General features: G+C 40.1%; 23 protein-coding genes. 8 read left to right on the top strand and 15 right to left on the bottom strand.

Features of this window, described 5'->3' with window-relative positions:
• Positions 1 to 193 precede the first annotated feature (193 nt).
• Together folE and FGL37_RS07690 are read right to left on the bottom strand one after the other, a co-directional pair.
• Complete coding sequence (gene folE / locus FGL37_RS07695) at positions 194 to 823, bottom strand: GTP cyclohydrolase I FolE (RefSeq protein WP_028071139.1); 630 nt, start codon at positions 821 to 823, stop codon at positions 194 to 196.
• Positions 824 to 850: 27 nt separating this feature from the next.
• Entirely contained in the window at positions 851 to 1,264 is a 414-nt protein-coding gene (locus FGL37_RS07690; RefSeq protein ID WP_028071138.1) for a 6-pyruvoyl trahydropterin synthase family protein, read from the bottom strand.
• A 158-nt stretch (positions 1,265 to 1,422) separates the two neighbouring features.
• On the opposite strand from FGL37_RS07690, the gene mqnB reads away from it, so the two are divergent.
• The 3 genes from mqnB (at position 1,423) to FGL37_RS07675 (ending at position 4,053) form a co-directional block, all read left to right on the top strand.
• The gene (gene mqnB / locus FGL37_RS07685; protein ID WP_028071137.1) at positions 1,423 to 2,067 is read left to right on the top strand and encodes a futalosine hydrolase; all 645 of its coding nucleotides are present in this window, start codon (positions 1,423 to 1,425) and stop codon (positions 2,065 to 2,067) included.
• Positions 2,068 to 2,190: 123 nt separating this feature from the next.
• Positions 2,191 to 3,177 carry a pyruvate dehydrogenase complex E1 component subunit beta gene (locus FGL37_RS07680; protein WP_028071136.1) on the top strand — a complete coding sequence of 329 codons (987 nt, stop codon included), beginning with the start codon at positions 2,191 to 2,193 and terminating at the stop codon, positions 3,175 to 3,177.
• 120 nt (positions 3,178 to 3,297) lie between these two features.
• A complete protein-coding gene (locus tag FGL37_RS07675) occupies positions 3,298 to 4,053 on the top strand; it encodes a DUF6263 family protein (RefSeq protein WP_028071135.1) in 756 nt (251 codons plus the stop codon).
• Between the two features lie 45 nt (positions 4,054 to 4,098).
• Here FGL37_RS07675 and gcvH read toward each other — a convergent pair whose 3' ends face one another.
• A complete protein-coding gene (gene gcvH, locus FGL37_RS07670) occupies positions 4,099 to 4,479 on the bottom strand; it encodes a glycine cleavage system protein GcvH (RefSeq protein WP_028071134.1) in 381 nt (126 codons plus the stop codon).
• 100 nt (positions 4,480 to 4,579) lie between these two features.
• Here gcvH and FGL37_RS07665 point away from each other — a divergent pair, with 100 nt between their 5' ends.
• A complete protein-coding gene (locus tag FGL37_RS07665; RefSeq protein ID WP_028071133.1) occupies positions 4,580 to 5,776 on the top strand; it encodes an anhydro-N-acetylmuramic acid kinase in 1,197 nt (398 codons plus the stop codon).
• Here the strand turns inward: FGL37_RS07665 and FGL37_RS07660 are convergent, their stop codons facing one another.
• The 10 genes from FGL37_RS07660 to FGL37_RS07615 form a co-directional block, all read right to left on the bottom strand.
• Complete coding sequence (locus FGL37_RS07660) at positions 5,777 to 6,448, bottom strand: DUF2461 domain-containing protein (protein WP_028071132.1); 672 nt, start codon at positions 6,446 to 6,448, stop codon at positions 5,777 to 5,779.
• Between the two features lie 7 nt (positions 6,449 to 6,455).
• Positions 6,456 to 7,256, bottom strand: coding sequence for a phosphatidate cytidylyltransferase (locus FGL37_RS07655; protein ID WP_028071131.1), 801 nt, complete (start codon positions 7,254 to 7,256; stop codon positions 6,456 to 6,458).
• 1 nt (position 7,257) lies between these two features.
• Entirely contained in the window at positions 7,258 to 7,467 is a 210-nt protein-coding gene (locus FGL37_RS07650) for a putative signal transducing protein (protein ID WP_037533976.1), read from the bottom strand.
• Complete coding sequence (locus FGL37_RS07645; protein WP_037533974.1) at positions 7,442 to 8,365, bottom strand: CPBP family intramembrane glutamic endopeptidase; 924 nt, start codon at positions 8,363 to 8,365, stop codon at positions 7,442 to 7,444. The genes FGL37_RS07650 and FGL37_RS07645 overlap by 26 nt, the downstream gene beginning before the upstream one ends.
• 241 nt (positions 8,366 to 8,606) lie before the next feature.
• Positions 8,607 to 11,924 (bottom strand): S41 family peptidase, encoded by a 3,318-nt coding sequence (locus FGL37_RS07640; RefSeq protein WP_037533972.1) that lies wholly within the window; start codon positions 11,922 to 11,924, stop codon positions 8,607 to 8,609.
• Between the two features lie 136 nt (positions 11,925 to 12,060).
• Entirely contained in the window at positions 12,061 to 12,813 is a 753-nt protein-coding gene (locus FGL37_RS07635) for a zinc ribbon domain-containing protein (RefSeq protein ID WP_028071128.1), read from the bottom strand.
• Entirely contained in the window at positions 12,813 to 13,913 is a 1,101-nt protein-coding gene (locus FGL37_RS07630) for a Nif3-like dinuclear metal center hexameric protein (RefSeq protein WP_028071127.1), read from the bottom strand. Before FGL37_RS07630 ends, FGL37_RS07635 begins: the two co-directional genes overlap by 1 nt.
• The gene (locus tag FGL37_RS07625) at positions 13,903 to 14,388 is read right to left on the bottom strand and encodes a hypothetical protein (protein WP_051607166.1); all 486 of its coding nucleotides are present in this window, start codon (positions 14,386 to 14,388) and stop codon (positions 13,903 to 13,905) included. Before FGL37_RS07625 ends, FGL37_RS07630 begins: the two co-directional genes overlap by 11 nt.
• Positions 14,389 to 14,408: 20 nt before the next feature.
• Positions 14,409 to 15,170 carry an alpha/beta hydrolase gene (locus FGL37_RS07620; protein ID WP_081817940.1) on the bottom strand — a complete coding sequence of 254 codons (762 nt, stop codon included), beginning with the start codon at positions 15,168 to 15,170 and terminating at the stop codon, positions 14,409 to 14,411.
• 213 nt (positions 15,171 to 15,383) lie between these two features.
• Positions 15,384 to 16,094 (bottom strand): SAM-dependent methyltransferase, encoded by a 711-nt coding sequence (locus tag FGL37_RS07615; RefSeq protein WP_028071125.1) that lies wholly within the window; start codon positions 16,092 to 16,094, stop codon positions 15,384 to 15,386.
• 147 nt (positions 16,095 to 16,241) lie between these two features.
• Here FGL37_RS07615 and apaG point away from each other — a divergent pair, with 147 nt between their 5' ends.
• The 4 genes from apaG to FGL37_RS07595 all read left to right on the top strand — a co-directional run bounded on the left by apaG (position 16,242) and on the right by FGL37_RS07595 (position 22,547).
• Complete coding sequence (gene apaG, locus FGL37_RS07610) at positions 16,242 to 16,628, top strand: Co2+/Mg2+ efflux facilitator ApaG/CorD (RefSeq protein ID WP_028071124.1); 387 nt, start codon at positions 16,242 to 16,244, stop codon at positions 16,626 to 16,628.
• A 343-nt stretch (positions 16,629 to 16,971) separates the two neighbouring features.
• Positions 16,972 to 18,837, top strand: coding sequence for an ABC-F family ATP-binding cassette domain-containing protein (locus FGL37_RS07605; RefSeq protein WP_028071123.1), 1,866 nt, complete (start codon positions 16,972 to 16,974; stop codon positions 18,835 to 18,837).
• A 93-nt stretch (positions 18,838 to 18,930) separates the two neighbouring features.
• The gene (gene mnmG / locus FGL37_RS07600; RefSeq protein WP_028071122.1) at positions 18,931 to 20,790 is read left to right on the top strand and encodes a tRNA uridine-5-carboxymethylaminomethyl(34) synthesis enzyme MnmG; all 1,860 of its coding nucleotides are present in this window, start codon (positions 18,931 to 18,933) and stop codon (positions 20,788 to 20,790) included.
• Between the two features lie 167 nt (positions 20,791 to 20,957).
• On the top strand, positions 20,958 to 22,547 hold the full coding sequence (locus FGL37_RS07595) for an Ig-like domain-containing protein (protein WP_232048652.1): 1,590 nt from the start codon (positions 20,958 to 20,960) through the stop codon (positions 22,545 to 22,547).
• A 40-nt stretch (positions 22,548 to 22,587) separates the two neighbouring features.
• On the opposite strand, the gene FGL37_RS07590 is transcribed toward FGL37_RS07595, so the two are convergent.
• Positions 22,588 to 23,094 (bottom strand): gamma carbonic anhydrase family protein, encoded by a 507-nt coding sequence (locus tag FGL37_RS07590; RefSeq protein WP_028071120.1) that lies wholly within the window; start codon positions 23,092 to 23,094, stop codon positions 22,588 to 22,590.
• A 4-nt stretch (positions 23,095 to 23,098) separates the two neighbouring features.
• Positions 23,099 to 24,691, bottom strand: a complete 1,593-nt coding sequence (nadB, locus tag FGL37_RS07585; protein WP_028071119.1) for an L-aspartate oxidase — start codon at positions 24,689 to 24,691, stop codon at positions 23,099 to 23,101.
• Between the last annotated feature and the right edge of the window lie 958 nt (positions 24,692 to 25,649).

The raw sequence follows: 25,649 nt of genomic DNA, 5'->3' as shown, positions 1-25,649 counted from the left end.
TATAAATACCTAATAATCAACAGCATATAATTACCTCTTTGTAAAGAACTTTCTGTTATAAATGCCTCAAATGCGCAGAAACGCAGAAAACGATTTTTTTTAATTTGCCTCTTTCCGGATGTTGATTCATAAAAAATATGCCCTCGGAACGCTGAGTTACCGAGGGCATATATTTATTATTAAACAATAAAAATTAGGCAAGATCAGCAGTAATCAGCCTCAAAAATTCAGAGCGGGTTACATCGTTCTGGAAGGCTCCTGTAAATGCTGAGGTTGTCGTTACAGAATTTTGCTTTTGGACCCCGCGCATTGCCATACACATATGTTTACACTCCATTACCACAGCGACACCACGAGCTCCCAAAGTTTCCTGAATGCAATCCCTGATCTCGTTGGTTAGACGCTCCTGAACTTGAAGGCGACGTGCAAAAATATCGACGACACGTGGAATCTTGCTCAGCCCCACGATGTGACCATTGGGGATATAAGCAATATGAGCTTTACCGAAGAAAGGTAACATATGGTGTTCACATAGGGAATAAACTTCGATATCCTTTACCACAACCATTTGGCTGTAGTCTTCTTCAAACATCGCACCCCGCAGTACTTCAGCGGCATCAATATCGTATCCGTGGGTCAAAAACTGCAATGCTTTGGCGACTCGTTCCGGAGTTTTGAGCAGACCTTCGCGTTTTGGATCTTCGCCCAGGCTTTCTAATATATCGGTATAATGCGAAGCGATGCGATCTACCTTCTCCGTATTGTATTTGTCGATCTTGATGTATCCATCCAGCTCTTCGCTTTCAAATGAGTGTTGACTCATAGTTTGTACTATTTAATGTATTAAAGATTAGTCGCCAAAATATTCGACGTAGTTATTTTCGGTTTCATGTAAACGGACACAATGCAATGATACGCACTGTTGTTCAAACAGCGGTTTGAGGATATTGAATATCTCTATGGCGATGTTCTCGGTAGAAGCCATGACCCCCTGCATAAAATCAACATCCAAATTGAAATTACGGTGATCTACTTTATCGATGATACTGCGGTTGATGATCTCTTTCATGACCTTTAAATCAATCAAAAAGCCGGTTTCCGGATTTACGTTGCCCTTGACCGTGACAAAAAGGTCATAGTTATGCCCATGCCAATTTGGGTTGGAACACAGGCCAAATACCTGCTCATTTTGTTCATCGCTCCAATCTTCACGATACAGCTTGTGAGCAGCACAAAAACGTTCTCGACGAGTTATAAATACCATAATAGTACAAAGATACGGGTTTACGCTCAATTTTAACATTTCTATTTTCGCAATGCCGTCAGAATACCGTAATATAATAGGATGTAGTTTATGTTTTTGGGAACAGAAACAGATTCATGAAGATTATTCGTAAATTTCGTTTTTATAATGAGATTATCATGAAAGTACTAATCGTAGCTGCAACACAATTTGAACTACAGCCTTTTCTTGAAGTTGCAATTAATTACCCAGAGTGTGACACCCTCATTACAGGTGTTGGAATGGTGGCCACCGCATATGAATTAGGTAGAGTATTGCATCAAAACAACGCATATGACATACTGATCAACGTCGGCATCGGTGGCTGCTTTGATCGCAGCTTACCCATCGGCCAGGTCGTCCAGGTTGTGTCAGACAGGTTTATTGAATTGGGGGCCGAAGACGATGAGGCCTTTTTATCAATCGAGCAGTTGGGATATGGCAAGTCCACATTTCGGTCTCCGTTATATTTAGGAAAAGAAATAGCCCTACCTTTTTTACCGCAAAGGCATGGCATCACGGTGAATAAGGTGCATGGTAATGAAGAAACGATACGCAGGATCGCTACATTGTATCCGGAGAGTTGCGTCGAGAGTATGGAAGGCGCTGCAGTCTTCTTTGCAGGTGAAAAAATGGACCTCCCTGTTATCGAGCTTCGTGGTATCTCCAATTATGTAGAGAAGAGGAACCGTGCCACGTGGAACATTCCCCAGGCGATAATGCATAGTAATAAGGCACTTATACAAACCTTGGATTACTTGCTGAACCAATTTGATAAAATTTGATACAAAAGTCATTTACTTATTAAAAAATGACATAAAACTATAGAAATACGTTGGTTGAATCTTCAAAATATCAATTTTAAATAGTAGATTTGTAATCTAAAAATTGACACTATTTTACAACTGATGAGAGAAATACAATTCAGAGAAGCACTTCGCGAAGCAATGAGCGAAGAAATGCGTAAAGACGACAAAATATTTTTATTGGGTGAAGAAGTTGCAGAGTATAATGGAGCTTACAAAGTAAGTCAAGGTATGCTGGATGAGTTCGGTGCCAAACGGATTATCGATACACCTATTGCCGAACTTGGTTTTGCAGGGATCGCTGTGGGCGCCGCAATGAATGGTCTTAGACCAATTGTTGAATTCATGACTTTCAACTTTTCACTTGTGGCGATAGATCAGGTGATCAACGCCGCTGCCAAAATTTACTCCATGAGCGGTGGACAGTTCTCTATCCCAATGGTGTTTCGCGGTCCGACAGGTAATGCAGGACAGCTTGCGGCACAACACTCTCAGAACTTCGAAAACTGGTACGCTAACACGCCAGGTTTAAAAGTTGTTGTTCCTTCAAATCCTTATGACGCGAAAGGTTTGTTAAAATCGGCTATCATTGACCCAGATCCGGTGATTTTTATGGAGTCCGAGGTGATGTACGGTGATAAAGGTCAAGTCCCGGAAGAAGAATATTACCTAGAAATTGGAAAGGCAAATATTATCCAACAAGGTACTGACGTTACCGTTGTATCTTTTGGCAAAATGCTTCCTCGAGTTGTTATCCCAGCAGTTGAAGAATTGACAAAAGAAGGTATCAGTGTAGAACTGATCGATTTACGTTCGGTACGTCCTATTGATTATCCAACGATTATCGAATCTGTTAAGAAAACAAACCGCTTGGTTATCGTCGAAGAAGCCTGGCCGCTAGCATCTATCTCGACTGACTTAGGTTTCCATGTACAGCGCAATGCATTTGATTATCTGGATGCGCCGGTAATCCGTGTTAACTGTGCAGATGTGCCGCTTCCATATGCTCCGACATTGATTGAAGCAGCTTTACCAAATGTTGCCAAGGTAGTTAAGGCTGTAAAAGAAGTTTCTTACATCAAAAAATAACATAGACATTTTACAGTTAATTATATAAAAAATCCCTTTTATCGATGATAAAAGGGATTTTTTATATAATTTAGTTTTTCACGTATAGTACATGTCCAATTATTAACAAACGAAAGCAAAATGAAAAAACGCACAATGACAAGTCTTATCGCTGTATTTGCATTTATTGCAACTTCTGTATCAGCGCAGCAGAAATATACGCTCAAGGTAAAACCGGAAGAGGGAAAGAAAATCGCACAACAGGTAGCCATGACAATGGATATCGAAACCCAAGGACAACAGATTGCCACCGACTTGACGATGGGATACGATATGATTAATACTGCAAAAAAAGAGGACACCTACTTATTTGAGATCAAGTACACCGGTATTAACATGAAAATGAACAGTGCAGGACTGGAGATGGCCTACGATTCAAAAAATCCAGAAGCTAATGAATTTGCTAAACAAATGCATGCCACAGTTGGCAAGCTATTGGAGAACAACGTCAGGCTTTCTATCGATCAGTACGGTAAATCGACGGATATCACGTTGCCGGAGGGGGTGAACCTTCCATTTGACAAAAGTATGTTTGAGAATATCAGTACTGTACTTCCCGAACAGCCAGTGGGTATTGGAGAGTCATGGACTTCGAAAACAGAATCAGATGAATCAGGAATGCTGGCCGAAAGTAAACTTACCCTTGTTGAAGTGAATGATCAAGGCTATAAGGTGAATGTAGAAGGTAAAATGTTTGGTCCGGACGCAAAGCAAGCTGGCAGTATCCAAGGCTTCTATATTTTGGACAAGCAAACCTGCCTGACGAAAATAACAGAATTGACGAGTGATATCGATATGACTGAAGTAAAAATCAAAACTGTGCTGAAATGCCAATAGGTATAAAAAAAGGGCTTATAGCCCTTTTTTTATATTATACGCTCATTAGGCGTTTATTTCTTCTTTATATTGTTCTGCGGATAGCAATGCATCGACATCGGCTGCATTGTTTAATTTAATTCGTACAATCCAGCCCTCGCCATATGGATCAGAATTAACCAATTCAGGAGACGCATCAATTGCCTCATTAACAGCTAAAATTGTTGCTGTAACCGGTAAAAACAAATCAGAAACTGTTTTTACGGCTTCGATTGTACCAAAGACTTCGTTTGCGGCAATTTCCTCACCCACAGTGTTAATATCAACAAAAACGATGTCCCCCAATTCACGTTGAGCGAAATCGGTAATCCCTACAACTGCTTCATCACCTTCAACACGAATCCATTCGTGATCTTTGGTGTATTTCAATTCTGCTGGAAAATTCATTGTATCTAATTTTTTGATTTTTAATGCCGTGAAGTTACAAAATATCTTCAATTGTCAAAAATGATATTCATCATAAGATTTTTGTGTTTATTTTTAGGTCATGAATCCTCAAATTACTAAGCTTTACGAGATCGCGAAAAAAAAAGAACGCCGGATAATTGGCTTGATGTCTGGTACGTCCCTTGATGGACTTGATATTGCCTTGTGCAGAATAGAAAATGCTGGAAAAAAAAGCAAAATAAGCTTAGAAAAGTTCATCACCATGGATTATGAGGAGGATTTCCGTTCGAAAGTACGCGAAATTTTTGCAAAGCGAATAATCGACCAGCAAGTATTCTCAGGGCTAAACGCTTATGTAGGTATTGTGCATGCCAGGCTGATCAACCAAGCTCTCCAAGCTTGGGGTATCTCCGCAGCTGAAATCGACTGCATCGCAAGCCATGGACAAACGGTCTATCACGCCCCACAGTCACTGACAAAAGACCTCGGCTGGCCCAATAGTACACTACAGATAGGGGATGGGGATCATATTGCGGTAGATACAGGGATAATCACCCTTTCCGACTTTAGGCAAAAGCACATTGCCGCTGGGGGAGAAGGCGCTCCATTAGCGGCCTATGGAGATTACTTACTGTTTTCTCATCCGACAGAAAATCGATTTTTGCTCAATATTGGCGGTATTTCCAATTTTACATTCATCCCAAACCAGTACAGCGAGTTAAAAGCGTATGCTACGGATCTGGGGCCAGGCAATACCTTGATGAACCAATTCATGAAAGCTCATTTCGGCGTAGAGATGGATAAAGATGCCACAACCGCTAAAAAAGGCAGTGTTCATAATGGCCTATTAGAACAGCTATTATCCGAGGAATTCCTTTCATTGGATTTCCCAAAAACGACAGGACCTGAACTCTTTAACTTATCCTATCTTAGAAAAGCGCAGCAAAAGTCGGGTACACTTGAGCTATCGGCACAAAATGTAATGGCTACGCTTAACCGCTTTTCGGCACAGGCCATAGTCAATGCCATCCAAAAGCAGTCCGCCGGATTAGATAATGTTGCCGTATATATCAGTGGGGGCGGGCTACATAACCCCTTGCTTGTAGACCATATCAAGGGGAAACTGGGTAAAATAGCAGTATTGAGCTTTGATGCTTTAGGCATTGATCCTGATGCGAAAGAAGCCCTGCTCTTTGCTCTATTGGCTAACGAAACACTCGCTGGCAACAGATCCCATGTCGCCAACATCAAAGATTCTCCTGCAATATGTATGGGCAAAATAAGTTTACCACAATAGCTAATCACCCGCTATCGCTTCGTGTAAAAACTCTTTAAACGGAAGCATTCTTTTGTAAGAAGTAACAATATCTTGCAGAGCGTTTTTGCCTGAAAGCGCATTAACTGTTAAAGGCTGATCCAAAACAAAGCTCTTTAACTTGATCAGATCAATATAGGGATTATCTTCTCCATAACCGGCAGGAGCACGTTTTAGCAGATCTTCCTTGTAAAGTGTAATCTTTCCGTCTTCTAAAACTTGATTTATAATTTTTGTCAGCTGCTCCCCATTATAGTCAATTTCCTGTCTAATGGCATCAAGGTGTTGTTTTTCAGGCCGCCAATATCCACAAGCTATAAATGAGTTTTCAGCACCAATATGAATGTAGTATTCAGGTCCCTGTAATTTACGTCCATCGACAGATATGCCAGCTCCAAACCAAGTTTTATAAGGTGTTTTATCATTTGAAAAACGCGTATCTCTGTAAATGCGGAATAAACATTTATTGGCTTGTATGGACGTGTTGATTTTCGGATCGATTTCGCTCAGTGCAGCGATTAACTCTGTCAAAAAAACACGGACATCTGCCAAGGCAGCTTCATATTGATTGCGGTTTTCAGTAAACCATTCACGCGAATTATTTTCCTTCAGTTCGCTGAGAAAATCAAAGGTCGATTTTTGAATGTAGGCCATAACGAATTTAAGCAATTAAGATTAAGAATATATACACGATAGGCGCTGCCAGTAAAAGACCATCAAAACGATCCAAAAAACCGCCATGCCCCGGAAGAATATTGCCCGAATCCTTGACGTGCAGACTCCGCTTTAACATCGATTCCACCAGATCCCCCAATGTACCGATGATACTAATGACTGCAGCTACGGTAATCCATTGCCAGAGTGGTAAGGTTGCAAAGTATTTATGCAGGTTTATAGCCACAACAATCGCCAAAATAAATCCACCGAAAAAACCTTCCCAGGTCTTTTTGGGAGAGATTCGTTCAAATAATTTATGCTTACCAAAACTTCTTCCTGCAAGATAGGCTCCTGTATCATTGGTCCAGAGCAAAATCAAAAATCCCAAGGGGATGTAATGGTTAAAATCTCCTTGGATGAATCCGAGCTTGGCAAACAGGAAAAAGGGTAGGCTAACGTAACCGATTCCCAAAAAGGTATAGGCAATGTCATTAAATGGAAAAACCCGCTTCTGAAAAAGGGAAACCAAGTAGGTCAGACTAATCAACGGAACAATCAGCCATAGGAATCTGGCCTGTAACAGATTCATTGCGACTAGTGATCCCAGCACGAACAAAGTCAGGTTAATGACGATACCAAGCATTTTATTTGGCGACCGCTCGTCTGATGTCACAATGCCATAAAACTCATAAAGACACCAAGCGCTGAGTAATGTATAAAATGCGTTGAATACAAAGGGCCCCAACAACGTGGACACCACCATTATAACAACAAAAAAGATTCCCGTTATTGCTCTTGTTTTCATATTAACGATCTCCTTCCGCTTCCTCAATCAATCTTTCGGCGATCTCTATAGCGTTTTCATTGACATAGAGTTCGATTTTCCCGAACAGATAGGAAGAATCCTGCTTGTTCAACACCACTGCAGGGATACCGTTTTCCTCAAGCATTTGTTTGACAATCTCAGCTTCAATGGCGTTCGTAAATATTTTAATTCTCTTCCAATCGTTCTCCATGATTTTCTTTTTGGGTTGACATATAAAATAAGAATACAAAAATAACAGTAAAAACGAAGGCTACAACATATATCCACCAAGATTGAGGCTCAAAGGCATTGAGTTCGTCATAGCTCTTCCCATTTCGCGCATAATAAAAAGCCATGACGGTAGCACTTGCATTATTGACAAAATGCCCAAATATAGGAAGTATGATATTCTTGCTCCACAGATACAGATAACCGAAAAATGCGCCTAACAGCATCCGCGGTATAAAGCCAAAAAATTGCAAATGTATCGCACTGAAAACAATAGCCACTATCCAGATCACCATATGCGGATTGGCAATCCATCGTGCGACGATATGTTGCAATACACCCCGAAACAAAAGTTCTTCACCTATGGCAGGGACTAACGCCAATACCAGAATGTTGAACAGGAAGCCAGCGATAGCTGATTCCATAATGATGCTTTTGATAAGCTCTCCCGATTCTCTCTCACTCTGCTCCATCCAACGCTGTACTGACTCCATAGCATCCGGCAGTTGCATCGATTCGTTCCAGTGCCCAATAGCATTCATGAGCGGCATAAATGCCAACATGGCAAGAAATATATAAGCAAACTGCTCTGGCCTACCCTTAGTTTCCCGTCTGAAATACGAGATACCGTACCCCTCACGCGTGTTCATCAGGTATGCAGGCACGACAAAAGAACCTAAGCTGCTCATTAATAACAGAAATCGCATTTCGTTGGCGGAACCTTGCATCACGATACTCAACGAAAAGTCTTGCCCTGTAAATTTATAATAAAAGAAAAGCAATAGGATATAGATTACCTGGGATAGAAAGGTAAATCCGATAATCATCAGAATCAAACGTAATAAAGACTGAAGAGGATGTGTTGTTCGTTCGGGATGCATTTTTATTAAATATGCTTTAAAGATAAGAATAAAAGGCTGTTCAGGGCATATATCCAAGCAATTCTGTCTTTTATTTACTTAAAATCAGCATTAATTCTGGGGATGAACAGGCTGGTCGATCAGTAGATAATAGATTAAAAAGGGCACATTCAGCAGAATGTGCCCCTTTTGATGAAAATGTTAGGCCGGCTTTTCACCGGATCAGTTTATTTATTAAAGGTATTTCCAATGCTTCTATGGACTAATTAACACGGATTGGATCTACAGGTTTTTGTAGATTTTTGTATGGATAAGTCTTCATCTCTTCCAGCAAAATCTTGACTGTCGTTTCCAATTGTGGATCACGGCCCTCCAAGAGGTCTTTTGGCAGCTGTTCTACGAACACGTCCGGTGCCACACCTTCGTTTTCGATAATCCAATTCCCATTAAGATCATATACACCGAAATTTGGAGAAGTGATACGGCCACCATCCAAAAGCGGCGGATAACCACTAATTCCAACCAAAATGCCCATTGTCGTACGTCCAACCAGCTTACCAAGTCCCTTGAAACGGAACATATATGGCATCATATCACCACCAGAACCAGCATTTTCATTGATAATCATGGCTTTCGGCCCATAAATTCCATTGCCCGGAGTCGTAAATCCTCTTCCATCGCGGATACCCCAGCCAGAAATTAATTCCCGCGACAACAGATCGATGACATAATCTGCTACCCAGCCACCGCCATTGTTTCTTTCGTCCATCAATAAAGCTTTTTTATCCATTTGGGAGAAGTAGTAACGGTTGAAGTAGGTATATCCCTCAGGACCCGTATTAGGCATGTAAACATAAGCGATCTGACCATTACTCAGGTCATTTACTCTCTTACGGTTGCGTTCTACCCATTCCATACTCCGCAGGCTCATCTCATCACTGAACGAAATAGGTTTCACCACCACTTCCCGAGCGCCCACAAGAGAAGGCTTGGAGTTGACCTTTAATGAAACCTGTTTGCCGACTGTATTGTCAAAAAGGCTATAGATATCCCTATCTTCTGTTAATTCAATACCATTTACTGCAACGATATAGTCTCCTTCTTTAATATTCAATCCCGGCTCGGCTAAAGGCGCTTTAAATGAAGGATTCCATTCCAGCCGTGTAAATATTTTGGCTATTTGATAATACCCGTTTTTGACTGCATAATCGGCGCCCAGCACCCCCACAGATACCGAAGGGGTAGAAGGTTGATCGCCCGGATAAATATAATTGTGTCCGACAACCATTTCCCCCATCATTTCGTTTAATAGATAGCCCAAATCCGAGCGATGACTAACAAATGGAAGAAATTTTTCATATTTCGTTTTCATAGCGTTCCAGTCAGCACCATGCATGTTTTCTACATAGAAATATTCTTTTTGCATAGCCCATACCTCATGAAAAACTTGTTTCCATTCAGCTACAGGATCTACTAGTTGCTGGATACCATCCAATTTGACTGCACCTGTTGTCGGAGATGCTACTTTCTGACCCGCAGGAACAATATTATAGCCGTTGCTCGTCTGATACAACATTCTTTTGCCGTCTGCACTGATTGCAAAACTACGAGCATTCTCGACTAAGGTTTTATTTTCCAGGTCTTTAAAATCGTAGGCACCTATAGTGCCTCCGCGCTGGTAAGTTAGCTGATTAGGAACCTGCCCATTTAAGCTCCAATAAGAGCCCACAGGTAAAGGCAGTGCTACGATTCGGTTTTCAATGCGATCAAAATCGACCTCAATGGATTTATCTACGGGCCTAGTTGTGGGAGCTTCTTCCTTCTTATCTTTCTTAGGTGCCTTTTTATCGTTCTCCTTCACTCTTGCGGTCTTCTTGTCCTCTGGTACCTCTGATTTTTCAGCTCTATCATCACGTATCTGTTCTTCATCGCTTTCGTTTTTAAAGAAAGAAGGCGTTTTGCTCGAAAGGATAAAGGCATAAACAGTATAATCAACGTTACGCTGTGTTGCTGACATATGCAGACCAGAATTGGTTAAACCGGTATTGGTACTCGCTGTAAAAAAGAGATATTTACCATCTTGGGAGAAAGCAGTACTACGAACAGAACTCATTCCGTCTGTAATCTGTTGTGTTTTCTTCGTATCTAAATGGTACATAAACACAGCGGGCACACCGTTTTCCAGGGTACGGATATAGGAAATCCATTTAGAATCCGGAGACCAGCTGGGCTGAAAATGGTTGGATACTCTACCCGTCTGCCCGCTTAGTTTATCATCCGCTACCTTTACAATGGCTTTAGAAGCAATGTCTATGTAATAGAGATTAAGATGTGCGTCATTATAAAACAACTTCTTCGAATCCGGAGACCAAGTAGGTTCGAAATAAAAATTACTTTGCCCCAGATTAAAGTACAGAGGTTGATCTTTACCAAATTGATCCACCAATACCAACTGATAAGATCCATTCTTATCGGATATATATGAAACCCATTTACTATTAGGTGACCAGTCTGGAAACCGCTCATGGGATCCGGGGGAATTGGAGAGATTACGGGCTTCCCCTTTTTCTTTGGGGACAGTGAAAATCTCGCCCCGAGCTTCAAATAGCGCCCGCTGCCCAGTAGGAGATAACGTTGCATAGCGAATATCGTCTTTCATATTTTTATAAAAAGGACGCTTAAACATCGCATCTGTATTGACAGAGACATGCAAAGTACTGACTTTATTTGTCTCCAGACTCAATGTATTCAGTCTTCCCGCGTACTCAAAAATCAGATCATTTCCATTTCCATTCAAGGAACGAATGTCGTAATCTCTAAAATCAGTTAATTTTTCAACTTTCTTGGATTTGGTATCATAGCTGAAGATATTTACTATTTTATCACGATCTGAGAGAAAATATACTTTATTGCCCAACCATAACGGCTTAACATCGTTGCTTTTAACATGTGGAATTGCTTCGATTTCCTTAGTCTTTGTATCAAAAATCCAGATCGTTGGCATACCACCACCCCTATACCGTTTAAATGCTACGCGATCACGTTCGGTAGGATCAGTATTTTTAATATATGCCCAATAGCGTCCGTCCGGAGAGGGGCTGCCCTGCGTAGCTTCTGGCATCATCAGTGCCTTATCCATACCCAGCCGCTGAATATGAGAACTGTACAACCGGGGACTCAAAGCATAAGTAAAATCGCGCGATGTCGTGTAATACACTTCATCGTTATTTAGCCAGCCACGTAGTACATCTGAGGCTGGATGATAGGTAATCCGCTTCGGTTCTCCGCCCTCAATGGGCATGACGTATACATCCGTATTACCATCATAATTACCCGTAAATGCGATTTTCTTGCCATCGGGCGAAAATATCGGATTTTGTTCGACTCCGGGATTAGTTGTCAGACGGCGGGGATTGGTTCCATTTTTGTCTGCTATCCAGATGTCTCCACCATATACGAAAGCAATATTGTTGACACTGATGCTCGGGTTTCGAAGTAATAAAGTCTCTTGCGCTTTAGCATTTGGAATGGCTGTTCCTACCAAAAACGCTGCGATAAACTTGAAATGAGTTTTCTTCATAAATATTTAGTGGTTAAAATTTATATGCAAAGCTACGATTTTGCCGATTGATTAGTTACTTATATCAACAAAGTTGCATAAAAAAGAACAAAAAAAGCCCTGCTCGCTGAGCAGGGCCTATATACTGTGAGTCAGATTAAAAACCGTATTCTTGTTCAATTTCCAATACGATACCTTCATCAACCAATACGCGACCGCAGTGTTCGCAGATTATGATTTTTTTGCGCTGACGAATCTCAGATTGCATCTGAGCTGGGATTTTATTGTGACATCCTGAACAGCTGTCACGGTCAATGGAAACAACAGCCAGGCCATTTTTGAAAGAATTACGCAGACGATAATACACTTTAACCAGACGTTCTTCAATATTCGCTTCAGCTTCAGATGCCTTAGCCAATAAGGCATCCTCTTCCTTTTGAGTCTCAGCAGTAATTGTCTCCAATTCCTTCTTTTTACCCTCAAGTTCGTTTTTGCTATATTCAAGATTACTTACCGTAGCATCATAGTTTTCTGTTTTGTTACGAATCTCAAACTCAGCTTCTTTGATTCTCTTTTCACAGACTTGAATTTCAAGTCCTTGGATTTCAATTTCTTTTGAAATAGCGTCGTATTCACGATTGTTTTTAACCTCATTGAGCTGCGACTCATATTTTTTGATAGCAGCCTGAGCATCTTTAATCATGTTTTTGCGCTTAACGATCGAATCTTCTAAATCGTCTAAGTCCGTTCTGATCTTCTCGATACGAGTTTCTAAACCCGCAATCTCATCTTCAAGATCTGCAACTTCCATAGGCAACTCGCCACGAACCTGGCGAATCTTGTCTATTTTAGTATGTATGGCTTGCAAAAGCCATAATGCTTTCAATTTTTGTTCTACGGTTTGTTCCATCAACTGTAGTATTTTATAGGATTTGTATCTATTTCTGTTGTTAAGGTTGCAAAGTTAGGAAATTTTTTCGTAATAATGTCGTACAATAATTCTTGCGTAAATTGTTCGCTCTCAAAATGTCCTGTATCGGCGATGACAATCTCGCGTTCCGCATCAAAAAATTCATGGTATTTGTAATCAGCGGTAACAAAAAAATCTGCCCCCGAGCGCTTGGCTGCATCCAGTAGGAATCCACCTGCTCCCCCACAGACAGCTATGCGGCTGACTTTTTTATCTAATAAGGCGGTATGCCGAATGACATTTAAGTTAAGCTTTTCTTTTAAATATGCCAAAAATTCTTTTTCGTCCATCGGCTCCACCAGGTTGCCAATCATACCAGCGCCGATTTCCGTGGCCGTATTCTGTAAATCAAATAGATCATAAGCCACTTCCTCGTAAGGATGTACTTCGTAAAGCGCTAAAAGCAGCTTTCGCTCAATAGAACGTCTATAGATCACCTCAATACGTGTTTCCTCAACGCGCTCTTGGATACCTGTTTCACCAATAGTGGGCTGCGCGCCCTCCAAAGGTCTAAAACTACCATAGCCTGCTGTATTAAAGCTACACTGATCATAATGCTTTCCAATCTGCCCTGCGCCGGCATCAAATAGCGCTTGTCTTACTTCTTCCACATGACTTCGCGGCACAAACACAACCATTTTTCGCAATACATTACTCTTGGATGCCAAAATAGCCTGGTTAACTAAACCCAGTCGGTCGGCGATCTTTGAGTTTACTCCCCCGACGATATTATCCAAGTTGGTGTGGATCGCATACAACGCGATTTTGTTTTCTATAGCTTTGATTACAGTACGTTCCACGTAATTTTTTCCATTAATTTTCTTTAATCCTTTAAAGACAATAGGATGGTGGGAGATAATCAAATTACATCCCTTATTTATGGCTTCCTGAACAACAGCCTCTGTACAATCCAGTGAAATCAGAATGCTGCTGATTTCCCGGTTTGCATCACCTACGATAAGTCCGGAGTTATCATACGACTCCTGCAAATCCAATGGCGCCAATTGTTCCAAATACTGAATGACTTCTTTAATTTTCATGATCTATTACTACCTCCTTTTCTCTAAACTTGTTGTGCTCCTCTAAAATCCTACGATTTGCATTAATGTTAAACCAATAATTGGCTAATGTGACAAAGTGCATAACTGCAAGCAGCCCAGAAATTGAAAACGGCATCGGGATATTTGTCACCAGATAAACCCACGCATACAAAGAGCCTTTCTTAAACGTTGGATTTTCTTCCACAGCTATCTTACGGTCATAAAACTCATTAATAAGCGAGTCCCTTAAACGGGAAGCAACCTGAAAATTCCAGTAAATATTAACTAAGGGAACTGCTACCAACCAGGATTGCCCAGGTGTCATTAGTCTATTTTCAACGGCCACCAAATTTAACGTCTTGCGGATAGTATTCGCAAACAAGAGCCAAACGATAATCCGTATGGCCAAAATACCGAAAACAATAACTTGCACTTCCGGTTTACTCAATTCATTGATTAATTCTTCTTTTGTCATTCAACTATGCTAATGTATATCTATTTCTCCTGCTCTAACAAATCTACTAATTCCTGCAATTTTTTTATCTGCGGATTGTGATCCGAGATCAGTTCACGTGTTTTAAAATGTCGCTGTTTTGCCCTTTCATAGAAGGGATAAAAGTCATCACGCTCCATAGGTTTCCCTTGTTCATAAGTCAAAATATAGGTCGATGGAATACGTTCCCGTGCTGGATTACTTAGATTGATCCTGTCAGTCATTGTCTTCAGAGGGTGGGGGACATCTCGCGGAAATTTCCCACCATCCTTTACCCAGAACGGCATTACATAGCCATTGCTTTCGGATGCCAACAGGCCGTTGGAACCGTCGGATTTGCTCATCAGCATCATAACAGATTCTTGGTTATCGGGGAGGATAGCATCTACGTAAACCAACTTTTTAATCCTACCAGGTAGACTATCGGCAACCGCTGTGATGACCATGCCGCCATAGCTATGTCCTACTAATACAACGTTTTTAAGATCCTCAAAAAGAATTGTATTCACTACGTCGTTGATATGAGTCTGTAGTCCAACTGAAGTATCGGCCAGATGGTAACGCTCACCCAATCCGGTCAGTGTAGGACGATATACTTTACCACCATCTTTCTCCAGCTCGTTGGCTGTACTTTTAAATTGCCAAGCACCTCCCCAAGCACCATGCACAATGACATAAACAGCAGGCTGTGCATAAGCAATTTTGCCCCATGCAATTATCATAAAAAATGATATAGCAACCGCTATTTTTTTATTATTCAACATATTATATATTTTGTTGATTCCGACATTTATTTATTATACTGCTTAGAACGATCCTATACATCAAATGTAATCCGGCTTGGATGGTCCACAAGACAGAAACTGTAACCACTCACTCACCCTCAATATAACTATTTAACAGCGTTATCGGACCATTTTCAAAAAATCCTGCCTATTAAAGCGAGATGGGGGAGGGGAGGCACCAAACATTGGTCCCTATACATAGAGCAAAAATATTGCCGGCTTCTTATGGTAGTCCTCTTTATGTTTTTTCCATTCCGCCACAGTGCGAGTACGGATATATTCCTCGCCTGAGGTTACATTGCACGCTATACAGAGGCCCGTTGCTGGTTTACATGTCTTGATAATATCTTCCAGAAGCTGATTATTTCTAAAGGGAGTTTCGATAAATATCTGTGTTTGCTTCTCACGCATAGACTGATTTTCGAGTTCTTTGATCTTTTTTGAACGTTCGTTTTTATCAATAGGTAAGTAGCCATGAAATGCAAATTTCTGTCCGCTAAATCCAGAAGCCATTAAAGCTAATAATATCGAACTGGGTCCAACCAGTGGGACCACTTTAATTCCAAGCTTATGAGCTTCCGCAACAATATCCGCTCCGGGGTCGGCCACTCCGGGACAACCGGCCTCCGACATTAACCCAACGTCCTTTCCTCGTTTCAAACCCGAAAAAAACTTGCTAGAATCACTTTTTTCACGGGCATGCTTTCCATAATCATGGATTATCAATGCACTTTGCGGAATCTTCAACCCAGCTTGTTTCAAGAACTTCCGCGCTGTCTTTTCATTCTCTACAATATATTCATCAAGTGAATTGATGGTATCAATCAAAAAAGGGGTGAATGACTTGGGCGCAGCATCTTCGCTCAAGGGGACTGGGATCAAATATAATACTCCATTTGCCATATACAAACCTACTAATTAACGTCCATTTAGAAATAGTATTTTTCAACTTGAGTCCTGCTTACCTTTAAAAATCGTTAAAATTTCGAATTTTAAACTCATTATTAGTAATTTAGCGTAAGTATTTGTTGCAACAATAAACATCATCCAATGATCACACAAATTACAGAAGGCGTAAAAATCTCGGTTGAAACCAGCTATCAGTCGGAGTACTCTAATCCTGACCGTGAACATTTTATGTTTGCTTATCATATCAGCATTGAAAATCTGAGTGATTACACGGTACAGCTCATCAGCAGATATTGGAAAATATTCGATGCCAAGGGAGATTATAGAGAAGTATCCGGAGAGGGGGTCGTAGGCGAGCAGCCTGTAATAGCGCCGGGCCAAATACATCAATACACATCAGGTTGCAACCTGAATAGTGAGTTTGGATTTATGGAAGGTCATTATAACATGGTTCGTGCGTTGGATAATAGTAACTTTCAGGTTGAAATACCTCGTTTCAATCTCATTGCTGATTACGCATTGAATTAAATTTATCAAGTTAATATCATTATTACCAAATTAGCACACTACGAAGTTTTTTTCGCAGCGAATAAGAAAGTATTTCTTTATTTTTGCGAACGTTCTTAGTGAACACATATACGAATGCTAAGTATTGAATGACGTTAGCTGCATCCGAGGTCGTATCGGAAGACACCCAGTAGATTTACACAATCAACAATCAGCAAGATTATTGATTAATATATACATAATTGAAAATCAGAAAAAAATACTTAACATTCTGATTTTCAATAAAATACAGAATTCATAAAGATATAATTATATCTCAGGTTTTGTATTACATTTTGATTAAATTTAATTAGGGTGATATAACGTGAGTATTTTAGCTACAGAACAAGTAAGCCATTCCTTTCATGACAGATGGCTTTTTAAGGATCTACATTTCGGATTGCAAAAAGGGGAACGGGTCGCCTTAGTCGGAATAAATGGAACAGGTAAGTCGACATTATTATCTATTCTGGCAGGTCAGACAATTCCAACGTCGGGAAAAGTTGTCAAAGAGAAAGGTATAAAAATAGGCTATCTAGAACAGGATCCCGATTTCACGGGCCTTCAATCAATCAATGATTTTATTTATAGTGCAGATAATGATCAGCAGCGGCTCATTAGAGATTATGAAGAACTGTTAGCTTTCGAGCACATCGATCAGTCTAAACTGGAAGATCTCACTGAAAAGATAAGTTCTTTGAATGCATGGGAATATGAACATAATATTAAAACGATTTTGAATCGTCTGAACATTATGGATTTTCAGCAAAATATTCATAGTCTCTCGGGTGGGCAGCGAAAGCGGCTGGCGCTGGCAAAACTCTTGATTGATGAACCAGATGTATATATTCTGGATGAGCCTACCAACCATCTTGACATCGAAACAATTGAATGGTTGGAAAAGTTACTTACCACAGGAAATAAAACAGTCCTACTGGTCACACATGATCGTTATTTTTTAGATAATATCTGTACAGAAATTCGTGAACTTGACCGTGGAAATTTATATACATATAAGGGAAACTACGCGTATTTTTTAGAGAAGAAATCGGAGCGAGAGTCCATCGATGCGGTCATGGTCGAAAAAAGCAGAAACTTGTTACGTCGTGAATTGGAATGGATGCGGCGCCAGCCGCAAGCACGAGGGACTAAGTCTAAATCACGAATTGATGCGTATTATGAACTAGAGGAAAAGTCCAAGGCCATAAAAGGAAATGATACAGTACAATTGAGTGTCAAAGTAAGTAGGCAAGGGTCTAAAATCCTAGAACTCGATCACATCACCAAACACTACGGAAAAAAGATCATTATAAAGAACTTTTCCTATACATTCAAAAGAGGAGACCGAATAGGTTTAGCAGGAAAGAACGGAACAGGTAAATCGACATTTTTAAATCTGATTACGCAGGAGGAATTAGCGGATGCTGGCAACATTAGCGTCGGTGAAACCACCGTATACGGATATTATAAGCAAGGTGGTCTAGCAGTAAATGAAAATGACAGGGTGCTCGACGTGGTAAAAAATATTGCCGATTATATTGAGATGGCAAACGGCGAAGTAATTACGGCTTCACAGCTATTAACGCATTTTTTATTTCCACCCGAGAAACAATTTGGTTTAGTGAACAAACTCAGTGGTGGTGAGCGGAAACGGCTTCAGCTCATGCGCGTCTTGATGAAAAATCCAAACTTTCTCATATTGGATGAGCCCTCAAATGATCTTGATATTGATACCTTAAATGTACTCGAGGATTTTCTACATAATTATAAAGGTGTATTAATTTTAGTTTCACACGACCGCTATTTACTGGACAAATTAACAGATCAATTATTCATCTTCGAGGGAGATGGAATCATCCGTATTTACAATGGTAACTACGCTGACTTTAAGCTGGAGCAGGAAGCACATCAGAAATCTGAAAAGGAAAAACAAAAAAAGAGTATACAACAAACGGACCTACCTAAGATAAAGGAGGAAAAGAAAAAATTATCATATAAAGAGCAGCTGGAATATAACAAACTTGCAAGTGAGATCGACGAACTCGAACAGGTATTAAAAGCTAAAGTCATTCAATTAAACACATTGACTAACCACACCGAGTTAGCGACAGTAGCGGAAGAAATTCAAAACCTACAAAATTTGATTGACAGTAAATCGGAGAGATGGATGACTCTTGCTGAATTTATGTAAAATTTTTCCTGCGTTTCACGTGGAACACCGGGAAAGACTAAATTTGTAAAATAAATAAAAACGCCACGTTTCACGTGGAACCAGAATAAGAAGATGTTTAAAAAATATAATGTAATAGTTGTCGGTGCAGGTCATGCAGGCTGTGAAGCAGCCGCGGCTGCCGCAAACCTTGGTTCATCAACATTGCTCATCACGATGAATATGGGAGTGATCGCACAAATGAGCTGTAATCCTGCTATAGGTGGCGTAGCGAAAGGGCAAATTGTCAGAGAAATTGATGCCATGGGAGGGTATACAGGAATTATAGCAGATAAGTCAACAATTCAATTCAGGATGCTTAACCTGTCAAAAGGTCCAGCCATGTGGAGTCCAAGAACTCAGAATGACCGTATGCGTTTCGCAGAAGAGTGGCGCTTACAACTGGAATCTCTTCCGAACTTAGACATGTGGCAAGACACTGTTAAGGAAGTGATCGTCAAAAACGGTAAAGCATGTGGCGTCATTACCTCGATGGGAATAGAAATAGAATCGGATGCAGTCGTACTCACAAATGGAACATTTCTGAACGGCGTTATCCATATCGGAGATAAAAAATTTGGAGGAGGCCGAACCGGCGAAAAAGCAGCGACAGGACTTACTGAGCAACTGGTATCTTTGGGTTTCGAATCTGGTCGTATGAAGACCGGAACACCTCCAAGAATAGACGGTCGCAGCCTTAACTATAAGCTGATGGAAGAGCAATGGGGCGATGAAAAAAGAGGAAGGTTTTCATACAGCAACGTGGAAGTACCGAAAGAACAACGTTGCTGTTGGATCACTTATACAAATGAGAAAGTCCATGAAATGCTCAGAACAGGATTTGAAAAATCACCTATGTTTACAGGCCGTATCAAGGGTCTCGGTCCGCGTTACTGTCCATCCATAGAGGATAAGATAAATCGCTTCGCCGAGCGTGATAGACATCAAATTTTTGTCGAGCCCGAAGGCTTTAAAACAGTAGAAATCTATGTAAATGGTTTTTCCACTTCTTTACCCGAAGACGTCCAGTTAAAAGCACTTCAACTTATTCCAGGATTTGAAAATGCCAAAATGTACCGCCCAGGATATGCAATCGAATATGATTATTTTCCACCCATGCAACTCGATCTGACTTTAGAGACTCAACTGGTAAAACACTTATTTTTTGCTGGGCAGATTAATGGAACGACAGGATATGAAGAGGCTGCTGCACAAGGTTTCCTAGCAGGAATTAATGCTCATCAGCGCATCAACGACGACAAGGAAGTTATCCTGAAAAGATCCGAATCGTATATCGGAGTACTTGTTGACGACTTGGTCACCAAAGGAACGGAAGAGCCATACCGTATGTTTACATCGAGAGCCGAGCACCGTTTGTTACTACGTCAAGACAACGCAGACATTCGGCTAACACCGCTAGCCCATAGCCTTGGCTTGGTATCTGAGCAAAGACTTAAAAAAGTCCAAGAAAAAATAAACAACTCAAATGCTATCATCAATTACCTCAAACAGCATTCAACAAATTTAGATAAGATGAATGCGGTACTTGCGGAAGTAGGATCATCTGCGCTCGTTCAGAAAACAAAATTAAGTAATGTACTGGCTAGGCCTCAAGTCAATATACAGGATATCATAAAAGGCGATAATGAGTTTGCACAATTCGTCGCAAGCTTTGATGAAGAAACAATAGAGCAAGCGGAGATCAATCTGAAATATGAAAGCTACTTTGAGAAAGAAGTTGAAATTGTCAATCGAATGAAAAAAATGGAGGATAGGGAGATAAATCCGAATTTTGATTATACGCAGCTAACTTCTCTTTCAATAGAAGCAAGACAGAAATTGGCAAAAGTTAAACCCCGAACACTAGGCCAAGCCTCAAGAATATCGGGGGTCTCACCATCGGACATTAGCGTACTAATGGTACACATGAGTTAATATACTGAAAATCAACAACTTAAAATAATAAACATACAAGCTTAAAATAAGCTATTTAAGACGATATTTTATTTTTCATGACAACTTATTCAAAAAATAATAAAAGTAGCTCAGAAAGGCTTAAAAGCAGCTTAAAAGCAAGAATGCTTATTTTAAGCCTGTTTCTAATGCTAATTGGCCTATCCATACAGTGTGCCAGCATACAACAGCCTACAGGAGGCCCCAAGGATTCCATTCCGCCCAAAATTCTCCAGGAAAATCCTACGAACTTTTCGAAGAACTTCCACGCAAAAAAAATTATCATAACGTTCGATGAATATATCAAACTTGCCAATCAGCAGAAAGAATTCAGCGTCACCCCAGAGATGGAAAGCGCTCCTCAGTTCAAGGTCAGAAAAAAGAATCTGGAAATTACTTTACCTGATTCCCTTGAGAAGAATACAACTTACAGTATATACTTTGGAAAAGGTCTCGTCGACTATAACGCGGGGAATGCATTGGTAAACTATGCCTATGTGTTCGCTACAGGAGATAAAATCGATTCGCTAAGCATATCGGGCAATGTGAAAAGCGCCACCACAAAGGAAGTTGTCAAGGAGGTAAAAGTACTTCTCATCCCAACAAGCCAGGATTCAATCTTTGGAAAAAAGAAAGCCAACATCTTCACCACGACTGACACAGCAGGCAATTATAAACTCAACAATCTACGCGAGGGAACATACAGGATATATGCGCTACAGGAAAAAAATAACGACCGTATATATAATGCTGCCGATGAGGAAATCGGCTTTTTAAAGGACTCTATCGTGCTCGATCGCGATTTAAGCAATATAAATCTTGAAATATTCAAGGGAATTCCAAAAAAATTCAGAACCCAAGAGAAGAAATTTGAAAAAAATGGTAGTGTTTTGCTGGTATTCAACAGAAGGGTTGACCAACCAAAACTGGAAATTCTCAACGATGAAGTCAACAACAAAGATAAAATTGTCCGATTCTCAAAAACCTCAGACTCTGCCAGTATCTTTCTTCCCAATTTGAAAATAGACTCGCTAAAGCTTATTCTCAGTGAAAACGATGCTCCCCTGGATACCATACTGGTGCGCAAAGGAAATGTAAAAATAGATCAAACAATTGAACCTATCTTTTCCCCAAATAATGGCAAAGTAGACCGAATAACACACTTACAGGTATCAGCAATTACGCCTATAAAAAGCATCGATAAAACGAAGGTAAAATTTAAGGAAGACTCTCTTTTACGTACAAACTACCAGCTAGCAGTGGATAGTGCAAACAGCAATATATACCATATTCGTTATAATTGGCGGAAAGAAAAAAAGTACCAGATTGAGTTTACCGAAGGTGCAATTAACGGATACTTTGGAGAGACAAATAAAGATAAGAAAATTGAATTAGTCTACGATGACAGTGAAAACTACGGCGATCTTACCTTTGATTTTACAGATCTGGACAGCAATACCACTTACTTGGTTGAACTAATCAACGAAAAGAAAGACAGGGTATACCGTGTAGATAGAATCGATGCCGATACTCCGAAGGTATTGTATAAACAGTATCCGGGTGGTAAATACACGATTCGGGTCATTCGAGATGATAACAACAATGGCATTTGGGACACAGGAGACGTTGAACAACGCACCTTCCCAGAGCCTGTGGTCTACCTAAACAAAGTATTTACCATACGCGCAAACTGGGAGCAAAAAGATAGCTTTTCACTAAATGGCCTCAAAAAAGAGTAATTGAGGCCATTTACAATTAATCTATGCTAATTCGTTTAAGCTAAAACCAAGAACTATATAAAACGTAATTATTCGGTAATTGCTGAAGCAATGCTCTCTGGTCTTCCGTTAACGGTTTTATTTTTTTAGCTGGTACACCAGCGTAAAGGAAGCCGGATTCACAACGGGTGTTTTCCAAAACCACAGCTCCGGCCGCCACGATCACATTGGACTCAACTATTGCATTATCCATTACTATAGCCCCCATGCCGATCAGAACATGGTCGTTAATAATACAACCATGTATCATCGCCTGGTGGCCAATATTAACATAATTTCCTATAGTGGTACCGCATTTTTTATAGGTACAGTGTATGACTGCAGCATCTTGAATATTCGTATAATTACCAATGCGAATATAGTTTACATCTCCACGTATTACAGCGTTAAACCAGACGGAACAATGATGTCCAAGCGCCACATCGCCGACAATCGTCGCGTTCGGCGCCAGGAAGCATTCTTCAGCAATCAGTGGAGTCTTGTCCAGAACAGATAAAATAAGTGCCATAAGATTAGAATATCGTATCCTGCAGCACTTCCGCATGCTTCGGATAATCTGTTGTATAATGCAAGCCCCTGCTTTCCTTTCTCAACATAGCGGATTTAGTGACAATGTAGGCGACCTGAATAACATTCCGTAACTCACATAACTTCACGGAAAGGCGCGTGTTGCGATAAAAGTCTTCTGTTTCCTCATACAATAGGTGTAAGCGTTTAAGCGCTCTCTGCAACCTAAAATCAGAGCGGACAATCCCTACATAATCGCTCATTATTTTCTGACATTCGCGCAAGTTGTGGCTTACAAGAATATCTTCGTTGGAAAGTGAGGTTTTGGAGTCGTCCCAATCCGGCACATTATCTACATGCGATATCGAAGCGATAGATTGACTAGCATCTAAAAATATACGATGCGCATATACGAGCGCCTCCAACAAGGAATTTGAAGCCAAGCGGTTTGCCCCGTGTAGTCCCGTGGAAGAACACTCGCCACAAGCATAAAGATTACTGATACTACTCCTTCCAAAGTCGTCCACATATATACCGCCACAAAGATAATGTGCGGCTGGGGTGACCGGTACATAATCTTTTGCCATATCGAGTCCTATAGATAGACATTTCTCATAAATATTTGGAAAGTGTTTAATGATATCGTTTTTGTCCCGATGCGTAATATCTAGGTAGACATAATCAATCCCTGATTTCTTCATTTCAGCATCTATCGCCCTGGCAACAATATCGCGAGGTGCCAATGATGCCCTTTCATCATATTCCTCCATAAAAGACTCCCCGTTCACACGCCTTAGAATTCCACCAAATCCGCGAACAGCCTCAGATACTAAAAATGCTGGCGACTCCTTTGGATTATAGAGAGATGTCGGATGAAACTGCATAAATTCCATATTCCGAACTCTGCCTTTAGCGCGATATACCATCGCAATACCATCACCCGTAGCGATCGTCGGGTTAGTTGTACTCGAGTAAACATGCCCAGCACCCCCGGAAGCCATAACAGTTATTTTGCTCAAAATCTTATCCACTAGATGGGATGACGTATTAAAAGCATAAATACCATAGCATGTAATGTCTTCGCGATTCTTGTCAACGTACTCGCCGAGATGGTGCTGTGTAATCAAGTCAATGGCAAAGTAGTGTGTTACGATCTCAATATTTGGATCACTATGCGCCTGTACCAACAAGGCCCGCTCGATCTCATAACCGGTAATATCTTTATAATGTAAGATGCGATGTGCCGAATGACCTCCCTCCTTTGCCAAATCATATACGCCCGATTCTTCCTTATCAAAAGACGTCCCATAGGAAATAAGTTCAGCAATCCGATCCGGCGCCTCTCTAACTACGTTTTCCACAATTTCAACATCACACAATCCATCCCCAGCTATCTGTGTATCAATAATATGCTGTTCGAAGCTATCCGATTTATCCACAACAGCAGCCACTCCACCTTGCGCATATTTCGTATTGGATTCATCTTCGTTTGACTTGGTGACTATCAACACTTTACCGAATTTGGACACCTTTAACGCAAAGCTTAAACCCGCTATGCCCGATCCAATGACCAAAAAATCTACTTTTCTATCTGCCATAAACTTTAAAATTCACAAACTTTGCCCAAAAGCGCTGGATCAAATTAACGAAAAATGTGGAAAACGTGTAAATAAAAGGTTAAATAAAAATGAAAAGTATTTGACATTCCACAAATCCCCTATTTCCTACCTTAATTTTTGAATTTTATCCGCAAAAATATTCCTAGATTTCCACATTCTGTGAACACAAACTATTCAACAAAAAATTATGGAAAATAAAAAATGTGAAATTTTATACTTTTAAAAATCAGCCTATTAATCGGTATAGTCTGTTGAAAAATTGTTGAAAACTCTATGAAAAACAAAATTCAAAATCATGAGACAGCAAATTATCCCAGTTTTCCACAGCCTAATAAACAATAAGAGATCCTCTATTTAAAAAAATTAGTATTTATTGAAAAAGAAGATTGTGGATTACATTCAAAAATCTTTGTTTAGTTTTGTCAACATCGAATAAACCCTCTGAGATTTGGATATCTGAGAATCTATTGGCTCCCCTATTCAAATAGCGAATTGTCATTGGGTTTATTTTCGAAATGTAAAATTCTAGCCGGCATATAAAGCCTTTTAGAAGTGGATATTTATTACATAATTTTTTAAATAGATTTTTATGACATTTTAGACGGGTTTAGTTTCCTTTTTGTAGATCTTGAAGTATTTTAAGGCTTGTATTGTTATCAATCGATAGAAACGAAAAATTTGTTTGGAATTTTTTCTTTCAAAGCACTTTAGAGCCGGATATTTAATTATTTAAAAACTTCAGTCAATTTCTTGCACTTCTTAGGCTATTTGAGTAGACTTTTTAGAACAATTGACCAAAATTAAAGGGATATTTCTTATAAAATAAAGCGAATATGCTTGCAATATTTTGGTGATACTTCTTTTTAGAAGCTTATATGCGCCACTAATCGCCTTAGAATAATAAACGCGATCACATTTCGATGGTTTTGAAATGTTT

The organism is Sphingobacterium thalpophilum, from assembly GCF_901482695.1.
Taxonomy (GTDB): domain Bacteria; phylum Bacteroidota; class Bacteroidia; order Sphingobacteriales; family Sphingobacteriaceae; genus Sphingobacterium; species Sphingobacterium thalpophilum.
This window is presented reverse-complemented; position numbering and strand designations above follow the sequence as displayed.